Source organism: Chromobacterium alticapitis, from assembly GCF_002924365.1.
Lineage (GTDB): Bacteria > Pseudomonadota > Gammaproteobacteria > Burkholderiales > Chromobacteriaceae > Chromobacterium > Chromobacterium alticapitis.
Genome location: NZ_PQWB01000047.1, coordinates 1 through 19,789, shown reverse-complemented (window position 1 = coordinate 19,789; position 19,789 = coordinate 1). Strand labels below are relative to the sequence as shown.

Below are 19,789 nucleotides of genomic sequence, written 5' to 3'. Positions count from 1 at the left end.
CACCCCCTGCTTGATGGGAGTACGCATGAAACGCAGCGCGTCCGTCGCGATCCTGCTGGCAACCGGCCTAATGGCCGCTTGCAGCAGCAGCCAGCAACCGCTCAGCAAAAATTTGGACTACAAGTCCGATGCGCCGAAAACCACCACCAATAGCCTGGAAGTGCCGCCGGACCTGACCGCGCCGCAAATCCAGAACAAATACAATCTGCCCGGCGGCGTCGTCGCCGCCAGCCCGGATGCCGCAGCGCCAGCAGCCGCTTCGCCGGTAGCCATCAACCAGCTGGACAATATCAAGATGGAACGCGCCGGCACCCAACGCTGGCTGCTGGTGGGCAACAAGAAGGCCGCCGAACTGTGGCCGGTGCTGAAAGCGTTCTGGCAGGAAAACGGCTTCGTGATCAAGAACGAGGACCCGGGCCTCGGCATCATGGAGACCGACTGGGCCGAAAACCGCGCCAAGCTGCCGAACGACGGCCTGCGCAAGCTGCTGGAAACCGTGGGCCTCGGCAGCGTGTACTCCACCGGCGAGCGCGACAAATTCCGCATCCGCCTGGAAAACACGCCGCAAGGCACCGAGGTGTATTTCTCGCACCGCGGCATGGAAGAGGTCTACGCCGACACCAGCAAGACCAATACTGTGTGGCAGCCGCGCGCCACCGATCCCAATCTGGAAGCCGAGCTGCTGGGCCGTTTCATGATGCGCCTGGGCATGAACGAAGAAAAAGCCAAGCAGCAGGTTCAACAGACCTTGGCCAAGCCGGCCAAGCCGCAAGACGCCATAGTGGACGGCCACCTGCAGCTGGCGGATGGCTTCGACCGCGCCTGGCGCCGCGTCGGCCTGGCGCTGGACCGCGTGGGCCTGGTCGTCACCGACCGCGACCGCTCGCAAGGCCTGTATTACGTGAAGCCGGCCAAGAGCGAGACCGACAACCCGGACAGCTCCGGCGGCTTCTGGTCCAGCCTGGCGTTCTGGAAGAGCAGCGACGGCAAAGCGGTTAAGCCGACCGAGCCGGAATACCGCATCAAGCTGCAGGAAAACGGCAACGGCGCCACCTCGCTGCAGATCCAGGACAAGCAAGGCAAGCCTCTTTCCGACGATTTCGTCAAAGCCGCCCTCGGCAAGCTGCAAACCGAGTTGCAATGACGCAACAGGCCTAGCCGCAGATACAACAGCCCGCTCGCAGCGGGCTGTTTTTTTATGCCTTGAACATCAATTGGCCGTTCTCATTGCAGAAAATAAATCCGCAGGAAACGCTGGACCAGGCTCGCTTTATATGTAACGCTTTGTATTGGGCCACGATATCTGTGGCTTTTTCCACAAAAGCGCTGGCTAGCCGATTGATATCTCTTGCTTGCAGACGCAAAAAAACCGGCCGAAGCCGGTTTTTTTGATGTTGCTCGCCGCGGAATTACTTAGCAGCGGAAGCAGCCGGAGCGGAAGCGTCAGCGGCCGGAGCGGAAGCGGCCGGAGCGGAAGCTTCAGCAGCCGGAGCGGAAGCGGCCGGAGCGGAAGCTTCGGCAGCCGGAGCGGAAGCTTCAGCCGGGGCTTCTTTCTTACCGCAAGCGGACAGGGCTACGGCCAGCAGGGCAGCAACGAGGAGCGACTGTTTCATTTTTTCTTTACCTTTGAGGATAAGTTGAACAAGACGTCAGTTATCGCACGGTCTCGACAATGAGCCGCGCGACTGAAAATCCATCAGTTCGCAAATTGTATCACGAAAAAAATGGCTGTATAGAGGGCAAAAATCTAAAAAAAACCCTGGGCGCGGCTGAGTCCGCCGACAGGCCCCGCAGACGTAAAAACGGGCGTTCGCATCCGAAATATTCACATTTATTGCGTTGCCTAATCGATACAAACTCAAAATGTGTTGCTAATTAGCAACATCACCCGACAAGCGCCAATATCCGGCCAGGTAGCCGTCGTACAAGACAGACAGCATTTCATCCGAATAGTCGCCCGCCGGCAGCCGGCGCAGATTGCCAAAGCGCCGCCAGGCCGCCAAGTCCTCCTCCGCCGCCTCCATCTTCTCGCCATTGCAATAAACGCAAGCGTCGCAAAACAGGATCTGGCTCTTGCGGTCCAGCTCCAGGCCGCGTTCAACCGCCTGCGCCGCGAACGCGTCCTCATCCAACTCATCCTCGGGCGCGCCGTAGAACACGTGAGCCTTGGGCTCGGTCAGGTAGTGCCCGAGAAAATCGCACACCGTATCCTTGTCCCAGCGGATCTGCGACAGCAGGCCGGCTACCTGCTCTATCATTTCGTCGCCGATGCGGGCCGGCTCGGCCTGCAGCTTCAGGTCTGGATCGGCGTAGACGCCGTCCAGGCAGATCCTGTCCTGCAAATACACCAGGAACTGCGTAGCCAGCTCTTGCGCCGGCGGCGCGCGGAAGCCTATCGAATACGTCATGCCCGGCTCCAGCGCCACGCCGTAGTGCGCGCAGTGCGGCGGCAGGTACAGCATGTCGCCATGCTCCAGCACAAACTCCTGCTCCATGCGGAAATCCTTCAGCACGCGGATGGGAGCGTCCTCGATGAAGTCGTCGTCGCGCTGAGACGAAATCTGCCAGCGCTTCTTGCCCCCCACCTGCAGCAGGAACACATCGTAGGCGTCGAAATGCGGGCCCACGGTGCCGCCAGGCGGAGCGTAGCTGATCATCAGATCGTCCAGCCTGGCATAAGGGATGAAGTTGAAACGCCACAGTATCTCGTCGATATGCGGCAAATGGTGATTGACGCCTTGCACCAGCAGCGTCCAGTCGGTCTCCGCCAGTTTGCGGAAGCGCGAAGCGCGGAACGGGCCGCGCTCCAGATGCCACTTGCCCTTCTTGTATTCGATCAGCCGCGACTCTGCGTCTTCCAGCTGCGCCAGCCTGGACAGCTCGGCGAAATCGACGTGCGGGCCGACGTCTTTCAGCGCGCCGCGGATCAACAGCGGCTTCTTGTGCCAGTATTCGGCCAGGAATTGTTCGGGCGACATGCCGCCCAGCAGGTTTACAGTATTCATCGTTTTTTTCACGGACGCTAAGGCCCGTCTATGGTTTACAATACGGCCAGGCGCTCAGACGCCCTATCTTGCGGAGGATAGGAACACCCTCGTGACCATCTCTGTCAAGTTTTTTCACCATCCTCACGGATAATCGACTCATGCAAATCGCCAAAAACACCATCGTCACGCTCCACTACGAGATGTTCGACGCCGACAACAACCTGCTCGACAAGACCGAAGAGCCGATCAGCTATCTGCACGGCGGCTACGATGGCATCTTCCCGTTGGTGGAAGAGGCGCTGGAAGGCAAGAACGTCGGCGAATCCGTTGACGTCAAGCTGACCTCCGACGACGCTTTCGGCGATCCGGAAGAAGAGCTGGTCCGCGTGGAAGACCTGGAAGTGTTCCCGGCCGACGTGGAAGTGGGCATGGTCTTCGAAGCCGATGATCCGGAAACCGGCGAACTGCTGCTGTTCCGCGTCACCGACATCGCCGACGGCAAGGCCGTGGTCGACGCCAACCACCCCTTGGCCGGCATGAGCATCCGTTTCTCCGCCAAGGTGGTGGAAGTGCGCGCAGCCAGCCAGGACGAAATCAGCCACGGCCACGCCCACGGCGAACACGGCCACCATCACTAAGCGTAATCGCCCAGGCCAAGCAGGCGGACCCAAGGGTCCGCTTTTGTTTTGGGCCAGGCCCGCGCCTAGCCGGCCGTACGACCGACGGTAACGCGATCCAGCCCCGCCAGGTCCGGCTCGGTTGCCACGTCCATGAAGCCGGCGGCCAGAAACAGGCCCCGCACCGCCTCGCCCTGATCATAGCCATGCTCCACCAGCAGCCAGCCGCCCGCATTCAGGCGCCCTGCCGCGCCCGCGGCGATCTCTCGCAGGCAGGACAGGCCGTCGTCCTCATCGGTCAGCGCGCCGCGCGGCTCGAAGCGCAGATCGCCTTCGGCCAGATGACGATCGTCGCGCTCGATATACGGCGGATTGGAAACGATCAGATCGAAGCGCGCCTTCTCCGGGAGAGGCGCATACCAGCTGCCATGGCGAAAATCGACCTCTGCGCCCAGGCTGCCGGCATTGCCGCTCGCCACGGCCAGGGCCTCGGCCGACACATCCACTGCGCACACCTGCCAGGCCGGCGCTTCCAGCGCCAGCGTCACGGCGATGATGCCGCTGCCAGTACCTAGATCCACCACCCGCATCGGCAACGCCTTGTCCGCCTTGGACAGCGCCAGCTCCACCAGATGCTCGGTCTCCGGCCGCGGAATCAGCACCGCCGGACTCACCTTGAAATCGCGTCCAAAAAATTCGCGCTCTCCTATCAGGTAGGCCATGGGTTCGCCGGCCAGCCGCCGCGCGGCCAGCGCCTCGAACGCCGACGCCGCGGCCTCGGGCAGCTCGCGTTCCGGGTAGCCGATGATGGCGGCGTGGCTCAGCTCAGGCCACGCGTGCATCAACAGCATCCGGCTTTCCAGCCGGGGCAAGGGGTGGCGCCGCAGCGCCTGTTCTATGGTCAGCATCATGCCTCTACAACAGGAACAGGGTGGCCAGCCCCAGGAATATCAGAAAACCGCCGGAGTCGGTGCAGGCGGTGATCAGCACGCTGGAGCCCAGCGCCGGGTCCTTGCCCAGCTTTTGCATCAGCGTCGGGATCAGCACCCCCATCGTCGCCGCCAGCATCAGGTTCAGCGTCATCGCCGCCAGCATCACCAGGCCCAGCGAAACGTTGCCGTACAGCAGCCAGGCCACGGCGCCGATCACGCTGCCCCAGACCATGCCATTGATCACGCTGACGCCCAGCTCCTTGCGCCACAACCGGCCGGCCTGGCCGGTCCGCATCTGGCCCATGGCCAGCGCGCGCACAATCATGGTAATGGTCTGGTTGCCGGAGTTGCCGCCTATGCCGGCGACGATGGGCATCAACGCGGCCAACGCCACCAACTGGGCGATGGAATGCTCGAAGGCGCCGATCACGCGCGAGGCGAAGAAGGCAGTGCACAAGTTGATGGCCAGCCAGGCCCAGCGGTTGCGCACGGAATCCATCACCGGCGCGAACAGATCCTCTTCCTCTTTCAAACCGGCCAGGTTCAGCACCTCGCTGTCGCCCTCTTCGCGGATCACGTCCACCATGGCGTCCACCGTCAGCCGGCCCAGCAGTGCGCCGCGCTCGTCCACCACCGGCGCCGTCACTAGGTCATAACGCTCGAAGGCCTGCGCCGCGTCCAGCGCCGGCTCGTCTGGATGAAAGCTCACCACCTCGGTGGCCATCGCGTCGGCCACCATGGCCTCCGGGTCCGACACCAGCAGCTTGCGGATGGGCAGCACGCCCCGCAAGCGCCCCGCTTCATCGGTAACGAAGATCTTGTCGGTCTGATTGGGCAGCTCGTCAAAACGGCGCAGGTAGCGCAGCACCACCTCGCAGCTGACGTCGGCGCGGATCTTCACCAGCTCGAAGTCCATCAGCGCGCCGACGCGGTCTTCTTCGTAAGACAGCACTTCCTGCAGCTGGCCGCGCGCCTCTTCGTCCAGCCGCCCCATCGCCTCGTACACCACATGGCGCGGCAGATGCGGCGCCAGTTCCGCCATATCGTCGGTATCCAGCGCCGCCAGGATAGCGACCAGCTGACCGGGCGCCATCGCCTCGACCAGCGATTCGAGCACCGCGTCCGACACCTCCAACAGAATGGCGCCGTCGCGGAGCGGCTCAATGAGGCGCCAGGCCAGCAGGCGGTCTTCCAGCGGCAAAGCCTCCAGCACGCGCGCGATGTCGGCCGGATGCAGCTGCGCCAGCTTATCCCGCAATTCGGCCAGATTCTCGCGCGCGCTCGCCGCCCCCGGCTCGCCGTCATCGGAACGCGGCGGCGCTTCCAGCTCGCGCTGACGCTCGATCAGGCGCTGCACCAGTTGCAGACTGTATTGCAGACGATCCGCGGATTGCGGGGTGACGGCAAGCGTCATGCAGACTCCTTTGCCCTGGCCGGGCAAAGCGCGCTGCGGGCCAAGGATTACGCCAAAAAGGGAAGAATGAAGGGGTGGCTGGGCAAGTCCATACGCAAAGCCGCGCTGAGCGCGCGGCGGTAAAAATCCAGCCGGAATCATAACACGAACGGGGCGGCCGGCTCAAAAGGCCGGCCGGGTTCTCGTTCGCCTCAGGGCAGATCGGCGTAGCCCATGCGCCGCTGGATGATGCGGGTTTTCTTGGCCAGGCCCGGCGCGTTGCGATGATCGTCGTAATAACGCGGATTGGGCACCATGGCTGCCAGTTTGGCCGCCTGCCCGCTGGACAAGCGCGCCGCGCTGGTGCGGAAATAATGGCGCGACGCCGCCTCGGCGCCGAACACGCCGTTGCCCCACTCGATCACATTCAAATAGATCTCGAAGATGCGGCGCTTGTCCAGGGTCTTCTCCAGCATGACCGTGATCAGCGCCTCCTCCAGCTTGCGCCAGGGCGTCTTGCCGCTGGACAGGAACAAGTTCTTGGCCAGTTGCTGGCTGATGGTGGAGCCGCCGGCGACGATATGGCCCTTTTTCAAGTTCTTTTCAAAAGCCGCCTCGATGCCGTCCCAATCGAAGCCTTCGTGATCGACGAACTTGGCGTCTTCCGCCGCGATCAGGGCTCGCTTCAGATTGGGCGATATCCTGTCGTACGGCACCCAGCGATGGCTCAGCTCAGCGTCCGGATCGTCCTGCTTCAGCTTGGCCAGCTGCTCGTTCATAAAGGAGCTGGCGTCGGGATTGTGATCCCGCCAATACAGGATGTGGCCGAATATCCAGAGGTTATACAGCAGAAAGGCGGCCAACAGGGCCGCCAGTATTTTCAGAAAAAGACGCATCATTTCACTCGCGCGGCGAGCCCCTTCTCATACGCATGACCGCTCAACGGCAGATTGCCATGGCGGGAACACAGGCCCGGCGGCGCCGGGCCGCGGCCGTCAGGCCAGCACTTCCCTCAACATATTGGTCACCTTGCGCGTATCCGGCTGCACGCCGCGCCAGATGGAGAACGACTCGGCCGCCTGCTCCACCAGCATGCCCAGGCCATCGGCCAGCATGCCGGCGTTTTCGCCCTGGGCGCGCTGCAGGAAGGGCGTCAGGCCGGCGCTGTAGACCATGTCGTAGGCCAGGGTGCGCGGCGTGAATACGCCGTGCGGCAGCGGCGGCATCTCGTTGTTCAGGCTGGTGGATGTGGCGTTGATGATGATGTCGAAGCTGCGGCCCTCCAGCGCGTCGTAGCCCACCGCCTCCACCTTGCCGTAGCGCGCGAAATGATGCGCCAGCGCCTCGGCCTTGATCACCGTGCGGTTGGCGATGGTCAGGCTGGCCGGCTTCTGTTCCAGAATCGGCTCCAGCACGCCGCGCACCGCGCCGCCGGCGCCGAGGATCAACACGCGTTGGCCGGTGATCGGGTAGTCCAGATTTTCCACGATGTCGCGCACCAGGCCCACGCCGTCGGTGTTGTCGCCGTACACCTTGCCGTCGCGGAAGGCCAGGGTATTCACCGCCTCGGCCGCGCGCGCGCGCTCGGTCAGCTCGCCGGCGTAGCGGAAGGCGTCGCCCTTGAACGGCAGGGTGATATTCAGGCCCTTGCCGCCCGCGGCCGCGAATTCGCGCACCACTTCATTGAACTTGCCGATGTCGGCGAACAGCTTTTCATAGCTGATGTCCTGGCCGGTGGCCTGGGCGAATTCCTGATGAATGAACGGCGACTGGCTATGGGAAATCGGGTTGCCGATAACGGCGTAACGGTCGGTCATGGTCGGCTTTCCAAAATTGTGGGCCGCTCGGCGGCGGCGGATTGTTGACAAAGCCCCCTCCCTCTCGAAAACGAGGCCCCCTTGCTGGGCAAGGGCGGGGAGATTGGGATATCAGCTGCGGATTCAAGCACTTATGTAGAGAGGACCGGCGATGCCGGATCCTGCAGAATCGTTCCCAATCACTTTATCAACAGCCTGGTGCCGCGCGCGGCGGCGTTGTCAGGCCACACTTTGCCGCGTAACGCCGCAAACTTCAACCGCCACCGTCAAACCGGCTCAGCCCTGCGTCCACGGCAGGCCGCGCTGGCGCCAGCCGCCCACCGTGTTGCGGCGGCCGCTCTCGTCCTTGTCGCCCTCGAAGCCTTCCAGCACGTTGTACACCTCGCTGTAGCCATTGGCCGCAGCCAGCCGCGCCACCTCGTCGGAACGGACGCCGGAGCGGCACATCACCAGCAGCACGGCCTCCGGATCGACCTGATGCTGCAGCTGGACCAGGAAATTGGGATTCAGCGCCATGCCGGGAAAGCTGCGCCATTCGATATTGACCGCCTGCGGCACCACGCCGACGAACTGCCACTCAGCATGGCTGCGCACGTCCAGCAGCACCGCCTTGGGCAGCCCCTGCATCAGTTCGTGGGCCTCGTCCGGCAGCACCGCCCCGCTATAGGGCAGACCCAGTCGCTCCGCCCGCTCATGGGCGGCCCGCAGTATTTCGTTCATGCGGCTCATGACGCTTTCCTCCTTCTGCAACACGCTTGGCTTATGCTGCCGATTATCTGCCCAGTCCCGGCCGCTGGCAAATAGCACCAATATGGTGCAAGTCAATATTCAGCGGCACCATTCTGGTTCAATTCAGTCCATTCCAGGCAGCTGGCTAAGGCCATGCGGCTATGACACAATGCAGCAGCTGCGTTTTTCGAGCTGGCACGCTTCCTGCTTAATGCCGGGCGTACCAATTTTCCGCACTTGCCCTTGGGTGCACGTTGCCTTTCAGGAGATAAACCATGGCAGTAGCCGACGTAGTCAAACTGATCCAAGAAAACGACGTCAAATTTGTCGATCTGCGCTTTACCGACACTCGCGGCAAAGAACAGCACGTCTCCATCCCGGCCCATGTGCTGCTCGACGACGCCGCGGAGTGGTTCGAACGCGGCCACGCCTTCGACGGCTCCTCCATCGCCGGCTGGAAAGGCATCCAGGCCTCCGACATGCTGCTGATCGCCGACCCGGCTACCGCCCGCATCGACCCGTTCTTCGACGAGCCGACCGTATTCATGCACTGCGACGTGATCGACCCGGCCGACGGCAAGGGCTATGACCGCGACCCGCGCTCCATCGCCAAGCGCGCCGAAGCCTACCTGAAGGCCTCCGGCATCGGCGACACCGCCTACTTCGGCCCGGAGCCGGAATTCTTCATTTTCGACAGCATCACCTGGGGCGCCGACATGTCCGGCTGCTTCGTCAAGATCAAGGCCGAAGAAGCGGCCTGGGCCTCGGCTGAAGAATTCGAAGGCGGCAATATGGGCCACCGCCCGGGCATCAAGGGCGGCTACTTCCCGGTCCCGCCGGTGGATTCCTCGCAGGACATCCGCTCCGCCATGGTGCTGCTGCTGGAAGAGCTGGGCATTCCGGTTGAAGTGCACCACCACGAAGTGGCCACCGCCGGCCAGAACGAAATCGGCACCAAGTTCAGCACGCTGACCCAGCGCGCCGACTGGACCCAGATCCTGAAGTACGTGGTGCACAACGTGGCCCACAGCTATGGCAAGACCGCCACCTTCATGCCCAAGCCCATCGTCGGCGACAACGGCTCCGGCATGCACGTGCACCAATCCATCTGGAAGGATGGCCAAAACCTGTTCGCGGGCGAAGGCTACGCCGGCCTGTCCGATACCGCCCTGTACTACATCGGCGGCATCATCAAGCACGCCAAGGCGCTGAACGCCATCACCAACCCGGGCACCAACTCCTACAAGCGTCTGGTTCCGCACTACGAAGCCCCGGTGAAGCTGGCTTACTCCGCCAAGAACCGCTCCGCCTCCATCCGCATCCCGCACGTGGCCAGCCCCAAGGCTCGCCGCATCGAAGCGCGCTTCCCGGATCCGCTGGCCAACCCGTACCTGTGCTTCTCCGCGCTGATGATGGCCGGCCTGGACGGCATCCAGAACAAGATCCACCCGGGCGATGCTGCGGACAAGAACCTGTACGATCTGCCGCCGGAAGAAGACAAGCTGATCCCGACCGTGTGCGCCTCGCTGGACGAAGCCCTGGCCGCGCTGGACGCGGACCGCGAGTTCCTGACCCGCGGCGGCGTGTTCTCCAATGAATGGATCGACGCCTACATCGAACTGAAGATGCAGGAAGTGAACCTGGCCCGCATGACCACCCACCCGGTCGAATTCGCGATGTATTACTCGCTTTAAACCGAGACACCGCGTGGAAGACGGCAGCCCCCGGGCTGCCGTTTTACATTTAAGCGCAGCCTCCCCCATGACGGCCACCGGCGATTTGCTTATCATTCAGGGGCACCCTTACCCGTTCCGGACCATGAAAACTCTCGCTTTATGCCTGCTGCTGGCCTGCGGCGGCGTCCAGGCCGCCACCATCTACAAATACGTGGACGCGCAAGGCAACGTCACTTACACCAATGTGCCGCTGCGCGGCTCGCAGCCCATCACGCTGAGCCCGCTGTCCACCTATCACGGCCGCAAGCCGGCCAACGGCGCCGATCGCTCCCCCGCCTCCGGCGGCGCTCCCATGGTGGACGCCGATACCCAGAAGCAGCGCGACGGCGGCCGCAAAAAAATTCTGGAGCAAGAGCTGTCCAACGAGGCCAAGGCGCTGGACGCCGCCAAGAAGGCGCTGGCGGACGGCAAGGCCGTGCGCCTGGGCGACGAGGCCCGCAACTACAAGAAATACCAGGACCGCGTGCAGAAGCTGCAGGACGAAGTCACCGATCGCGAAAAGAACGTGACCGCGCTGAAGAAGGAATTGGGTCTGCCCTAGCCTAATGCACCACTTCGGTGCAAACTACTCCCGCCACGCGCGTCCACGCCCCGCAAGCGCGCAAGCCAAAAGCTGGCGCGCTTATTGCTCGTCCATGACGCGGCCACGCCGCGCCTCCCATCCATCGAGAGCGGACCCCCATGCCGACCCCCAGCTTCGCCGGACTGGAATTATTAGACACCCCGGTGCTGATCTGCGACGCCGCCGCAGCGCTGCGCTTCGTCAATCCCGCCTGCGAGAGCCTGCTGGCGCTGGGCAGCCGCGAGCTGCTGCGCCACAGCCTGACCGATCTGTTCCAGCCCTGCCCGGCGCTGCAGCAGGCGCTGCGCACCGCTATGCGCCAGGGCGCCAGCTATATCGAGCACGATCTGGAGTTGCGGCCGCAGCACAACGACGCCGTGCTGCATGTGACCCTGTCCATCACGCCCATAGACGCGGATGCGCCGCTGGCGCTGATCGAGCTGCGGCCGCTGGACCAGCAACTCAAAATCGCCAACGAGGAGCGCTCGCTGCTGCAGCACCAAGCCAACCGCGAACTGATCCGCAACCTGGCGCACGAGATCAAGAACCCGCTGGGCGGCATACGCGGCGCGGCGCAATTGCTGGAGCACGAGCTGGCGGACCGGCCCGAGCTGAAGGAATACACCGAAGTCATCACCGAGGAGGCGCTGCGGCTGCAAACCCTGGTGGACCGCCTGCTCGCGCCGCACCGCAGCCACACCCGCAGCCAGATCAATATCCACGAAGTGCTGGAGCGCGTGCGCAGCATCGCGCTGGCCCAGCATCCGCAAGGCCTGGCGGTGGCGCGCGACTACGACACCAGCCTGCCGCTGTTGTCCGCGGACAAGGAGCAGTTGATCCAGGTGGTGCTCAACATCGTCAACAACGCGGTGCAGGCGCTGCGCGGCCAGGGCCGCATCGTGCTGCGCACCCGCGTCGCCCGCCAGATCACGCTGGCGCGCAAGCGCCACCAGCTGGCATTGAAATTGCAAATAGAAGACGACGGTCCCGGCATTCCCGACGACATCCGCGACCACATCTTCTATCCGCTGGTCACCGGCCGCGCCGAAGGCACCGGCCTGGGGCTGACGCTGGCGCAGGCCTTCGTCCATCAGCACGGCGGCAGCATAGAGTTCGAATCGCGGCCGGGGCAGACCTGCTTCACCGTGCTGCTGCCCTTCGCCAAAGAAGCGGGCTAACGATAATAAAGACACGAGGAGAAACCCCATGGCCCAACCGGTCTGGATCATTGACGACGACAAGGCGATACGCTGGGTGCTGGAAAAGGCGCTGACCCGCGCCGGCATAGGCTTTGACAGCTACGCCAGCGCCGACGACGCGCTGAACGCGCTGTACGACGCCACGCCGCAGGCCATCATTTCCGATATCCGCATGCCCGGCACCGACGGCCTGAAATTCCTGGCCAAGGTCAAGCAGGAACATCCGCAGTTGCCGGTCATCATCATGACCGCCCACTCGGACCTCGACTCCGCCGTGTCCGCCTTCCAGGGGGGCGCCTTCGAATACCTGCCCAAGCCCTTCGACATCGACCAGGCCGTGCTGCTGATCGAGCGCGCCCTGGCCGAAAGCCAGGCGCAGAGCGGCGGACCGGACAGCCCGGAGGCGCTGCCGGTGCTGCTGGGCCAGGCGCCGGCCATGCAGGATGTCTTCCGCGCCATCGGCCGCTTGGCGCAATCCAACGTCACCGTGCTGATCACCGGCGAATCCGGCACCGGCAAGGAGCGGGTGGCGGAAGCGCTGCACCGCCATTCGGTGCGTTCCGGCAAGCCCTTCATCGCGCTGAACACGGCGGCGATACCGAAGGATCTGCTGGAATCGGAGCTGTTCGGCCATGAGAAAGGCGCCTTCACCGGCGCGCTGGCCACGCGGCGCGGCCGTTTCGAGGAGTCGGAGGGCGGCACGCTGTTTCTCGATGAAATCGGCGACATGCCGACCGAGCTGCAAACCCGCCTCCTGCGCGTGCTGTCCGACGGCCATTTCTACCGCGTGGGCGGCCACACGCCGATCAAGGCCAATGTGCGGGTGATCGCCGCCACCCACCAGAACCTGGAACAACGCGTGCGCGACGGCCAGTTCCGCGAGGACCTGTACCACCGCCTCAACGTGATCCGGCTGCGCCTGCCGCCGCTGCGCGAGCGGCGCGAGGACATTCCGCTCCTGGCCCGCCACTTCCTGGCCAAGAGCGCGTCCCAACTCGGCGTGGAGCCCAAGCGGCTATCCGAGGCGGCGATGGCGCTGATCCAGCGCAGCGCCTTCACCGGCAATGTGCGCGAGCTGGAAAACCTGTGCCAATGGATCTGCGTGATGGCGCCCGGCCAAACCGTTGAGGTAGCCGACCTGCCGCCTGAGCTGCGCGAACCCGCAGCCGCCGCGGCGGCGCGCCAAAACGAAAGCTGGGAGCATGAATTGACCGAGGAAATCCGCCGCCGGCTGCAGGCTGGCGAAAGCGGCATCGTCGACGAGCTGACCCGGCGCTTTGAAACCGCCTGCATCCGCGCCGGACTCTCCCACACCGGCGGCCGCAAGGTGGAGGCGGCGCAGTTGCTAGGCTGGGGCCGAAACACGCTGACCCGCAAGATTCAGGAGCTGGGATTGGAAATTCAGGATGCCGGTTGATAATTATTAATCAACATCCCAATTAAGACTGCGTCATTTTTAATGTTTGCTGATAAAATCACGGCCTTCCCCATGCCCGATTCCAGCAATGCCACGTCCCTCCCTCGCACTGGCCGCGCTATGTCCGCTATCGCTGTGCGCCGCCGCGCCGCTGCAGCTGGCGGTCAGTTCGGCGCTGACCAGCCCCTACGTCATCGAGGATCCGTCGCCCGGCAACCCGCCGCGCGGCCGCGCCATCGAGCTGGCGCAGGCCGCCTTGCAGCGCTGCGACCTGCAGGGCCGCTTCTTGCGCCAGCCTGGGGAGCGCATTGTGCAGAATCTCGCGCTGAACCGGCTGGACGGCGCGCTGCTGCTGTCCTACCGCGATGACAGGAGCCGGAAAATGGTCTTTCCGCTGCAAGACGGACTGCCCGATCCCGCCCAGCGCATGACCCAGCTGAACTATGCCTTCTATGTGCGCAACGACAGCCATTTGCGCTGGAACGGCCGCTGGCTGGGCGGCATGGCGGGAACCGTGGGCGTCAATCAGGGCTGGTCCATAGGCCGGGAACTGATGGCGCGCGGCATGGAAGTGGAAGAAAGCGTGGGCATCGCGGACAACTTCGCCAAGCTGCAGGCCGGCCGCACCGACGCCTACGTGCTGCATCAGATCGCCGGCGACCTCTACCTGAGCCATCACCCGGAGCTGCAAATCCACCGCATGTCGCCGCCGCTGCGCAGCAAGCCCTATTACTGGGTGTTCAGCCGCGGCTACGCCCTGCAGCACCCGCGACAGGTGGCCTGCCTGTGGCGGCAAATGCCGCGGCTGCGCGCGCGCTACCTGGCGGAAGCCAGCCACTAAGCAAGGCTTGGGAAAAGAACGGGACGCTCAGCCGAAGCGCGCCAGTTCGCGCGCCCAGTCCAGCTTGCCATCAGCCGCCGGCTCGCCCTGCTCGGCCAGCCGCTCCGGCGGCACAAACCAGCACACCTCGAACAGCAGGCCATCCGGATCATGGCCGTACACGCTCTTGTGCACGCCGTGGTCCTCCTCCATGCCCAGCTTGTCCAGCTCGGCCAGTTCATCCCGTATGCGCTTCAGTTCCAGCAGGGTATCCACCTCCCATGCCAGATGGTATAGCCCGGCCTTGGGCTGATGCGGGTCCGGCGCTTCGCCGCGCGGGCTGAATGGGCCGGAGCGCTGCTGGCCCAGATTGCGCTGGAACAGCGCCAGATCGTGATCGTTGTCCGAATGCGCGGCCTGCGCGAACACGGCGCGGTCGGAAACGGCGCCGCCCTTGGGCCGGAAGCCCAGCACATCGCGGTAAAAGGCGGCGCTGCCGGCCACGTCGCTGACGTAGAGCACAGCGTGATTCAGTCGTTTGATGCCCATGATTGATCCTTTGAAACTGATGTCGTCCGTCCCGCGTCGAGCCGACTGTTCAGGTAGGCCTCGCCCATGCCGCGCAGCGGCGGCGGCACGCAGGCCAGCCAACGGTTGAAATGGATGCCCAGCAGACGGTTGTTGCCGGCGCGCGCCGCCACGGCCTCGGCCAGCGTGGGGTAGACGGGATCGTCCAGCCGCAAGTCCGCCGGCACGGCCTGGGCGTAGGCGTCGCGCCGGCCTTGCCAGTCGCAGCTCGCCTGCGCGCCCAGGCCATGACCCTGGCTGGCGCCGGAGCGCCGCAGCGACTGCAACTGCCGCGCGAAGGCCTGCCGCTCGAAGAGATAACTGTCGACATGCTTCCACTCCCCGTTCAGCCGCAGCCGCGTCACCGCATGGAACAGCCTGGCCGGCAGGCACAGCCATACCGGGAGCGGCACGGCGTGGCGCAGCACCCGCTTGTCCAGCGCCACGAAGCGCAGCGCCGCCTCGAAGCCGGCCTCGCGCAGCAGCGCGCACAGCAAATCGGCCTGGGCGTTGCAATGGCCGCGGCCCAGCGCCAGCGTCCGCAGCGGCGTCACCGACTCGAAGCCGCTGGTGAAGCCGAAGCGCACCCGCTCCCGCACGAAGTCATGCAGCGCGACGCACAACTCGCGGTCGTCGGCCGGCAAGGCCCGCCGCCTGATCTGCTCCAGCGTCCCGCCCAACGTAGCCGCTTCCATGCCAGTCTCCTTGACCGTATCGGACCGCCATTCTGAATGAATACCCCTGCCCAGCGCCAGCCTGGCTTCAGGCAGGCAGCGGCGACAAGCCCGGCAAAGTGGCGAAACTGGTGTCGCGCACCGTCTGCGCGAAGTCCTGCATATAGGCCCGCTCGGCATCCGACTCGCGCAGCGCCGCGTACAGCTGGCTGTAGAGGCCGCCCTCGCCCACCCGGCGCGCCGTCACATAGCCGCGCTCCAGATAGGGCTGCACCGCCCAGTACGGCAAGGCCGCCACGCCGCGGCGGCTGGCCACCAGCTGGATGATGGCGATGGTCAGCTCGGCGGTGCGTCGCGCCGGATCGACGCCGGCCGGCGCCAGCACCTTGCGCAGCAGGTCCAGCATCTCGTCCGCCACCGGGTAGTGGATCAGCGTCTCGCCGGCGAAATCGCCAGCCTCCCATACCGGCTTGGCCGCCAGCGGATGCTCCCGCGCGACGATGCCCACCATCTCATAAGCGAACAGCGGCAGGTGGATCACGCCAGCCTGCGGCTCGGCCTCGGACACGATGGCCAGGTCCGCCCGGTCGCTCAGCAACAGACCCACCGGATCGGCGTGGAAGCCGGACACGATGTCCAGCTCCACCGCCGGCCAATGCTGGCGGTACTGGTCCATCGCCGGCATCAGCCAATCGAAGCAGGTGTGGCACTCCACCGCCACTCGGATCTCGCCGGCCTCGCCCTGGCGGATGCGCGCCAGATCGCGCTCGGCCGCCGCCACCTTGGCCGTCAGCTCGCGCGCCAGCGCCAGCAGCCGCTCGCCGGCCGGCGTGAAGCGCAAGGGCTGGGTTTTGCGCTCGAACAGCGTCAGGCCGTACGCCGCCTCCAGCTGCTTCAACTGATGCGACAGCGCCGACTGCGTCAGATACACGCGCTGCGCCGCCTGCGACACGCTGCCGGTTTCGGCCAGCGCCAGCAGGCTTTTCAAGTGTCTCAACTCCAAGGCGCTCATCACAAATTCCATTCATATTGAACAGCAAAATAATGAGTTTGAATCATACACCGCAATGACAGATGCTGGTTCCATCAAGACAAGAACAGGAAGCATGCCATGAACCACACCACCCACCTGCTCGGTTTCCCGCGCATAGGCGCCAAGCGCGAACTGAAAACCCTGCTGGAAAGCCACTGGCGAGGCGACATCGACGAAGCCGCGCTGTTGCGCGGCGCCAAAGCGCTGCGCCAGAAGCACTGGCTGCTGCAAAAGGGCGCCGGCGTGGCGCTGAACCCGGTCGGCGACTTCTCGCTATACGACCACGTGCTGGACGCGCAGCTGCTGGTGGGCGCCGCGCCGCCGCGCTTCGGCTTTGCCGCCGCCTCACTCTCCACCGCGCAGTATTTCGAGCTGGCGCGCGGCAACGCGGCCCAGCCGGCGCTGGAAATGACCAAATGGTTCGATACCAACTATCACTACCTGGTGCCGGAATGGCAGACCGACACCGTCTTTGCCGCCCAGCCGCAGCGGCTGCTGACGCAGGTCCGCGAGGCGCGCGCGCTGGGCATGGCCGCCAAGCCGGCGCTGCTGGGGCCGCTCAGCCTGCTGTGGCTGGGCAAGGCCAAAGGCCAGCCTTTCGACAAGCTCAAGCTGCTGCCCGGCTTGGTCGCCGCCTATCGCGAAGTGCTGGCCGCGCTGCGCGCCGAAGGCGTGGAGTGGGCGCAGATAGACGAACCCATCCTGGCGCTGGACCTGGAGCCGGAATGGCTGGACGCCCTCGCGCCGGCCTATGCCGAGCTGAGCCCGCACGCGCCCAAACTATTGCTAGCGACTTACTTCGGCGGCGTGGCCGAACACGCGGCGCGGCTGAAGGCGCTGCCGGTGGCCGGCCTGCATCTGGACCTGGTGCGCGCGCCGGAGCAACTGGACGCCTTCGCCGTCGATTATCCGGCCGACAAAATACTGTCAGCCGGCGTCATCGACGGCCGCAATATCTGGCGCGCCGACCTGTCCGCGCTGCAGGACCGCCTGGCGCCGCTGGCCGAGCAATTGGGCGACAGGCTGTGGCTGGCCCCCAGCTGCTCGCTGCTGCACAGCCCCTTCGACGCCGCGGCCGAAACCGCGCTGGACCACGAACTGAAAAACTGGCTGGCCTTCGCCGTGCAAAAGCTGAACGAGCTGAAAACGCTGAAACGAGGGCTGGAGGAAGGGCGCGCCGCCATCGCCGACGAGCTGGCCGGCAGCGATTTCGCCCGCTCGCAGCGCCAAACCAGCCCACGCATCCATAATCCAGCCGTCTCGCAACGGTTAAGCAGGCTGCCGGCGAACGCCGACCGCCGCGCCAGCGCCTACCCGATCCGCGCCGAGAAGCAGCAAGCCTGGCTCCAACTGCCGCCGCTGCCCGCCACCACCATAGGCTCCTTCCCGCAGACGCCGGCCATCCGCGCCAGCCGCGCCGCGTTCAAAAAAGGCGAGCTGTCCGCCGACGACTACCGGCAGGCGATGGAGAAGGAAATCGAGCTGGCGATCCGCCGCCAGGAGGCGCTGGGGCTGGACGTGCTGGTGCACGGCGAGGCGGAACGCAACGACATGGTGGAGTATTTCGGCGAGCAGTTGGCCGGCTTCGCCTTCACCCAGGGCGGCTGGGTGCAGAGCTACGGCAGCCGCTGCGTCAAGCCGCCGCTGATCTACGGCGACGTCAGCCGCCCCGCAGCAATGACAGTGGACTGGGCGCGCTACGCGCAAAGCCTGACCGCCAAGCCGGTGAAGGGCATGCTGACCGGCCCGATCACCATCCTGCAGTGGAGCTTTGTCCGCGATGATCTGCCCAGAAGCGAAGTCTGCCGCCAGATCGCGCTGGCGCTGAACGACGAGGTTCTGGATCTCGAGGCCGCCGGCATCCGCGTGATCCAGATAGACGAGCCGGCGATACGCGAAGGCCTGCCGCTGAGGCGCGCCGAGCGCGACGGCTATCTGGCCTGGGCCGGCCAGGCCTTCCGCCTGTCCTGCCATGGCGTGGACGACGCGACGCAGATCCACACCCATATGTGTTATTCGGAATTCGGCGACATCCTCCCGGCCATCGCCGCGCTGGACGCCGACGTGATCACCATAGAGACCTCGCGCTCACGCATGGCGCTGCTGGAAGACTTTGGCCGTTTCCATTACCCCAACGCCATCGGCCCCGGCGTCTACGACATCCACAGCCCGCGGCTGCCGGGCGACGGCGAGATCCGGGCGCTGCTGGACAAGGCGCTGAAGGTGATTCCGGCCGATCGGCTGTGGATCAATCCCGATTGCGGACTAAAAACGCGCGGCTGGCCTGAAGTGGAAGCGGCGCTGGCCGCCATGGTGCGGGTAGGACGCGAGTTGAGAGCGGAGCTGGCGCAGCGCGCCTAAACGACGACGCCCCGGCAAGCGGGGCGTCGGACTGGGACAGGGGGAAGGTTCGGGGCTCACGGGTCCAGCATCCCCGGCGTCAGCATCACCTTCAGCCTGACCTGTTCGATGCCGTGGCGCTCGCGGCGGTTCAGCCACCACACCGAGCCCTTTTTCACGCTCCACATCTGTTGCTGTTCCGCCAGCAACTGGGCCGTCAGCCAGCCGATGTAAGGCTGATGGCCCACCACCACCACGGTGCCGCCGCCCTCAGGCCAATTGACCGCGCTCAGCACATCCTCAGCCCCGGCGCCGGGGTTCAGCTCCGGCAGCACGACATAGCTCTTGCTCAAGTACTCGGCCGTCTGCTTCGAACGCTTCGCTTCGGAAGCCAACAACACATAATCGTCCGGCAAACGGTCGCGCAGCCAGGACGCCATGCGGCTGGCCTGCCGCTGTCCGTGCCGAGTCAGCGCGCGGTCCAAATCCTCAATGCCGTCCTCGGCCTCGGCGTGGCGCCACAAAATCAAATCCATATCCATCTCCTTGTTTCGAGCCCCGCCTGTCTTCATATCGAAACAAGCGGGCCCTGCATGCTAACCGAGGTGCGCCCACCGCACCAGCCATGGCAGCAGCATGGCGGTGAACACCCCGTTCAAGCCCATCGCCAGGCCGGCGAAAGCGCCGGCCGTCTCTGACAAATGAAATACCCGCGCCGTGCCTATGCCATGCGCGGTCACGCCGGTGGCCACGCCCAGCACCATGTCGTCATGCCAGCCCAGCAGCTTGAACAAGGGCGGCGCCAGCACCGCGCCGACAATGCCGGACACGATGACGAACATCGCCGCCAGCTCCGGCGCGCCGCCCAGGCCGCCAGCCAGACTCATCGCGATGGGGGTGGTCACCGCGCGCGTAGCCAGCGACACCAGCACCTGCTGCTCGAATCCCAGCCACCAGCCCAGGCCG

Annotated in this window: 19 protein-coding genes; 8 read left to right on the top strand and 11 right to left on the bottom strand. The window is 64.9% G+C overall.

Translation table 11 applies throughout. The features are described 5' to 3' along the window. Positions 1-25 precede the first annotated feature (25 nt). Entirely contained in the window at positions 26-1,144 is a 1,119-nt protein-coding gene (bamC, locus tag C2I19_RS11920; RefSeq protein WP_103902918.1) for an NlpB/DapX family lipoprotein, read from the top strand. Between the two features lie 727 nt (positions 1,145-1,871). Here the strand turns inward: bamC and C2I19_RS11910 are convergent. Next, positions 1,872-3,005 carry a ribosomal protein uL16 3-hydroxylase gene (locus C2I19_RS11910; protein ID WP_103902916.1) on the bottom strand — a complete coding sequence of 378 codons (1,134 nt, stop codon included), beginning with the start codon at positions 3,003-3,005 and terminating at the stop codon, positions 1,872-1,874. 140 nt (positions 3,006-3,145) lie between these two features. Here C2I19_RS11910 and C2I19_RS11905 point away from each other — a divergent pair, with 140 nt between their 5' ends. Further along, positions 3,146-3,625: an FKBP-type peptidyl-prolyl cis-trans isomerase gene (locus tag C2I19_RS11905; protein ID WP_103902915.1), complete on the top strand. Its 480-nt coding sequence runs from the start codon at positions 3,146-3,148 to the stop codon at positions 3,623-3,625. A gap of 65 nt (positions 3,626-3,690) precedes the next feature. On the opposite strand, the gene prmC is transcribed toward C2I19_RS11905, so the two are convergent. The 5 genes from prmC to C2I19_RS11880 form a co-directional block, all read right to left on the bottom strand. Then, positions 3,691-4,509: a peptide chain release factor N(5)-glutamine methyltransferase gene (gene prmC / locus C2I19_RS11900; RefSeq protein WP_103902958.1), complete on the bottom strand. Its 819-nt coding sequence runs from the start codon at positions 4,507-4,509 to the stop codon at positions 3,691-3,693. Between the two features lie 10 nt (positions 4,510-4,519). Then, entirely contained in the window at positions 4,520-5,950 is a 1,431-nt protein-coding gene (gene mgtE, locus C2I19_RS11895) for a magnesium transporter (RefSeq protein WP_103902914.1), read from the bottom strand. 191 nt (positions 5,951-6,141) lie between these two features. Further along, positions 6,142-6,828, bottom strand: a complete 687-nt coding sequence (gene mtgA, locus C2I19_RS11890) for a monofunctional biosynthetic peptidoglycan transglycosylase (RefSeq protein WP_199181159.1) — start codon at positions 6,826-6,828, stop codon at positions 6,142-6,144. A gap of 96 nt (positions 6,829-6,924) precedes the next feature. Beyond that, positions 6,925-7,746 carry a shikimate dehydrogenase gene (gene aroE / locus C2I19_RS11885; protein ID WP_103902913.1) on the bottom strand — a complete coding sequence of 274 codons (822 nt, stop codon included), beginning with the start codon at positions 7,744-7,746 and terminating at the stop codon, positions 6,925-6,927. A 276-nt stretch (positions 7,747-8,022) separates the two neighbouring features. Beyond that, the gene (locus tag C2I19_RS11880) at positions 8,023-8,475 is read right to left on the bottom strand and encodes a rhodanese-like domain-containing protein (RefSeq protein ID WP_103902912.1); all 453 of its coding nucleotides are present in this window, start codon (positions 8,473-8,475) and stop codon (positions 8,023-8,025) included. Positions 8,476-8,750: 275 nt separating this feature from the next. Here C2I19_RS11880 and glnA point away from each other — a divergent pair, with 275 nt between their 5' ends. The 5 genes from glnA to C2I19_RS11855 all read left to right on the top strand — a co-directional run bounded on the left by glnA (position 8,751) and on the right by C2I19_RS11855 (position 14,230). Continuing rightward, on the top strand, positions 8,751-10,169 hold the full coding sequence (gene glnA, locus C2I19_RS11875) for a type I glutamate--ammonia ligase (RefSeq protein WP_103902911.1): 1,419 nt from the start codon (positions 8,751-8,753) through the stop codon (positions 10,167-10,169). A gap of 124 nt (positions 10,170-10,293) precedes the next feature. Then, the gene (locus C2I19_RS11870) at positions 10,294-10,752 is read left to right on the top strand and encodes a DUF4124 domain-containing protein (RefSeq protein ID WP_103902910.1); all 459 of its coding nucleotides are present in this window, start codon (positions 10,294-10,296) and stop codon (positions 10,750-10,752) included. Positions 10,753-10,892: 140 nt separating this feature from the next. Next, positions 10,893-11,951 carry a nitrogen regulation protein NR(II) gene (glnL, locus tag C2I19_RS11865; protein ID WP_103902909.1) on the top strand — a complete coding sequence of 353 codons (1,059 nt, stop codon included), beginning with the start codon at positions 10,893-10,895 and terminating at the stop codon, positions 11,949-11,951. A gap of 28 nt (positions 11,952-11,979) precedes the next feature. Further along, positions 11,980-13,389, top strand: coding sequence for a nitrogen regulation protein NR(I) (gene ntrC, locus C2I19_RS11860; protein ID WP_103902908.1), 1,410 nt, complete (start codon positions 11,980-11,982; stop codon positions 13,387-13,389). Positions 13,390-13,477: 88 nt separating this feature from the next. Then, entirely contained in the window at positions 13,478-14,230 is a 753-nt protein-coding gene (locus tag C2I19_RS11855; protein ID WP_103902907.1) for a substrate-binding periplasmic protein, read from the top strand. 27 nt (positions 14,231-14,257) lie between these two features. Here C2I19_RS11855 and C2I19_RS11850 read toward each other — a convergent pair whose 3' ends face one another. The 3 genes from C2I19_RS11850 to C2I19_RS11840 all read right to left on the bottom strand — a co-directional run bounded on the left by C2I19_RS11850 (position 14,258) and on the right by C2I19_RS11840 (position 16,465). Beyond that, a complete protein-coding gene (locus C2I19_RS11850) occupies positions 14,258-14,758 on the bottom strand; it encodes a VOC family protein (protein WP_103902906.1) in 501 nt (166 codons plus the stop codon). Then, the gene (locus C2I19_RS11845; protein WP_158253702.1) at positions 14,740-15,471 is read right to left on the bottom strand and encodes a transglutaminase-like domain-containing protein; all 732 of its coding nucleotides are present in this window, start codon (positions 15,469-15,471) and stop codon (positions 14,740-14,742) included. Before C2I19_RS11845 ends, C2I19_RS11850 begins: the two co-directional genes overlap by 19 nt. A gap of 67 nt (positions 15,472-15,538) precedes the next feature. After that, the gene (locus C2I19_RS11840) at positions 15,539-16,465 is read right to left on the bottom strand and encodes a LysR family transcriptional regulator (RefSeq protein ID WP_304529149.1); all 927 of its coding nucleotides are present in this window, start codon (positions 16,463-16,465) and stop codon (positions 15,539-15,541) included. Positions 16,466-16,561: 96 nt separating this feature from the next. Here C2I19_RS11840 and metE point away from each other — a divergent pair, with 96 nt between their 5' ends. Then, positions 16,562-18,844 carry a 5-methyltetrahydropteroyltriglutamate--homocysteine S-methyltransferase gene (gene metE / locus C2I19_RS11835; protein WP_103902903.1) on the top strand — a complete coding sequence of 761 codons (2,283 nt, stop codon included), beginning with the start codon at positions 16,562-16,564 and terminating at the stop codon, positions 18,842-18,844. Positions 18,845-18,900: 56 nt separating this feature from the next. Here the strand turns inward: metE and C2I19_RS11830 are convergent, their stop codons facing one another. Continuing rightward, positions 18,901-19,359 (bottom strand): SixA phosphatase family protein, encoded by a 459-nt coding sequence (locus C2I19_RS11830; RefSeq protein ID WP_103902902.1) that lies wholly within the window; start codon positions 19,357-19,359, stop codon positions 18,901-18,903. A 60-nt stretch (positions 19,360-19,419) separates the two neighbouring features. Then, the coding region (locus tag C2I19_RS11825) for an LrgB family protein (protein ID WP_146056796.1) at positions 19,420-19,789 on the bottom strand (370 nt) is incomplete at its 5' end.

Bases quoted from the DNA above. Each gene is read 5' to 3' on its own strand.
- C2I19_RS11855 (WP_103902907.1), top strand. From the start codon at position 13,478: ATGCCACGTCCCTCCCTCGCACTGGCCGCGCTATGTCCGCTATCGCTG.
- aroE (WP_103902913.1), bottom strand. From the start codon at position 7,746: ATGACCGACCGTTACGCCGTTATCGGCAACCCGATTTCCCATAGCCAG.
- C2I19_RS11870 (WP_103902910.1), top strand. From the start codon at position 10,294: ATGAAAACTCTCGCTTTATGCCTGCTGCTGGCCTGCGGCGGCGTCCAG.
- C2I19_RS11905 (WP_103902915.1), top strand. From the start codon at position 3,146: ATGCAAATCGCCAAAAACACCATCGTCACGCTCCACTACGAGATGTTC.
- C2I19_RS11830 (WP_103902902.1), bottom strand. From the start codon at position 19,359: ATGGATTTGATTTTGTGGCGCCACGCCGAGGCCGAGGACGGCATTGAG.
- bamC (WP_103902918.1), top strand. From the start codon at position 26: ATGAAACGCAGCGCGTCCGTCGCGATCCTGCTGGCAACCGGCCTAATG.
- mgtE (WP_103902914.1), bottom strand. From the start codon at position 5,950: ATGACGCTTGCCGTCACCCCGCAATCCGCGGATCGTCTGCAATACAGT.
- glnA (WP_103902911.1), top strand. From the start codon at position 8,751: ATGGCAGTAGCCGACGTAGTCAAACTGATCCAAGAAAACGACGTCAAA.
- C2I19_RS11880 (WP_103902912.1), bottom strand. From the start codon at position 8,475: ATGAGCCGCATGAACGAAATACTGCGGGCCGCCCATGAGCGGGCGGAG.
- C2I19_RS11850 (WP_103902906.1), bottom strand. From the start codon at position 14,758: ATGGGCATCAAACGACTGAATCACGCTGTGCTCTACGTCAGCGACGTG.
- C2I19_RS11910 (WP_103902916.1), bottom strand. From the start codon at position 3,005: ATGAATACTGTAAACCTGCTGGGCGGCATGTCGCCCGAACAATTCCTG.
- ntrC (WP_103902908.1), top strand. From the start codon at position 11,980: ATGGCCCAACCGGTCTGGATCATTGACGACGACAAGGCGATACGCTGG.
- glnL (WP_103902909.1), top strand. From the start codon at position 10,893: ATGCCGACCCCCAGCTTCGCCGGACTGGAATTATTAGACACCCCGGTG.
- metE (WP_103902903.1), top strand. From the start codon at position 16,562: ATGAACCACACCACCCACCTGCTCGGTTTCCCGCGCATAGGCGCCAAG.
- mtgA (WP_199181159.1), bottom strand. From the start codon at position 6,828: ATGATGCGTCTTTTTCTGAAAATACTGGCGGCCCTGTTGGCCGCCTTT.
- C2I19_RS11845 (WP_158253702.1), bottom strand. From the start codon at position 15,471: ATGGAAGCGGCTACGTTGGGCGGGACGCTGGAGCAGATCAGGCGGCGG.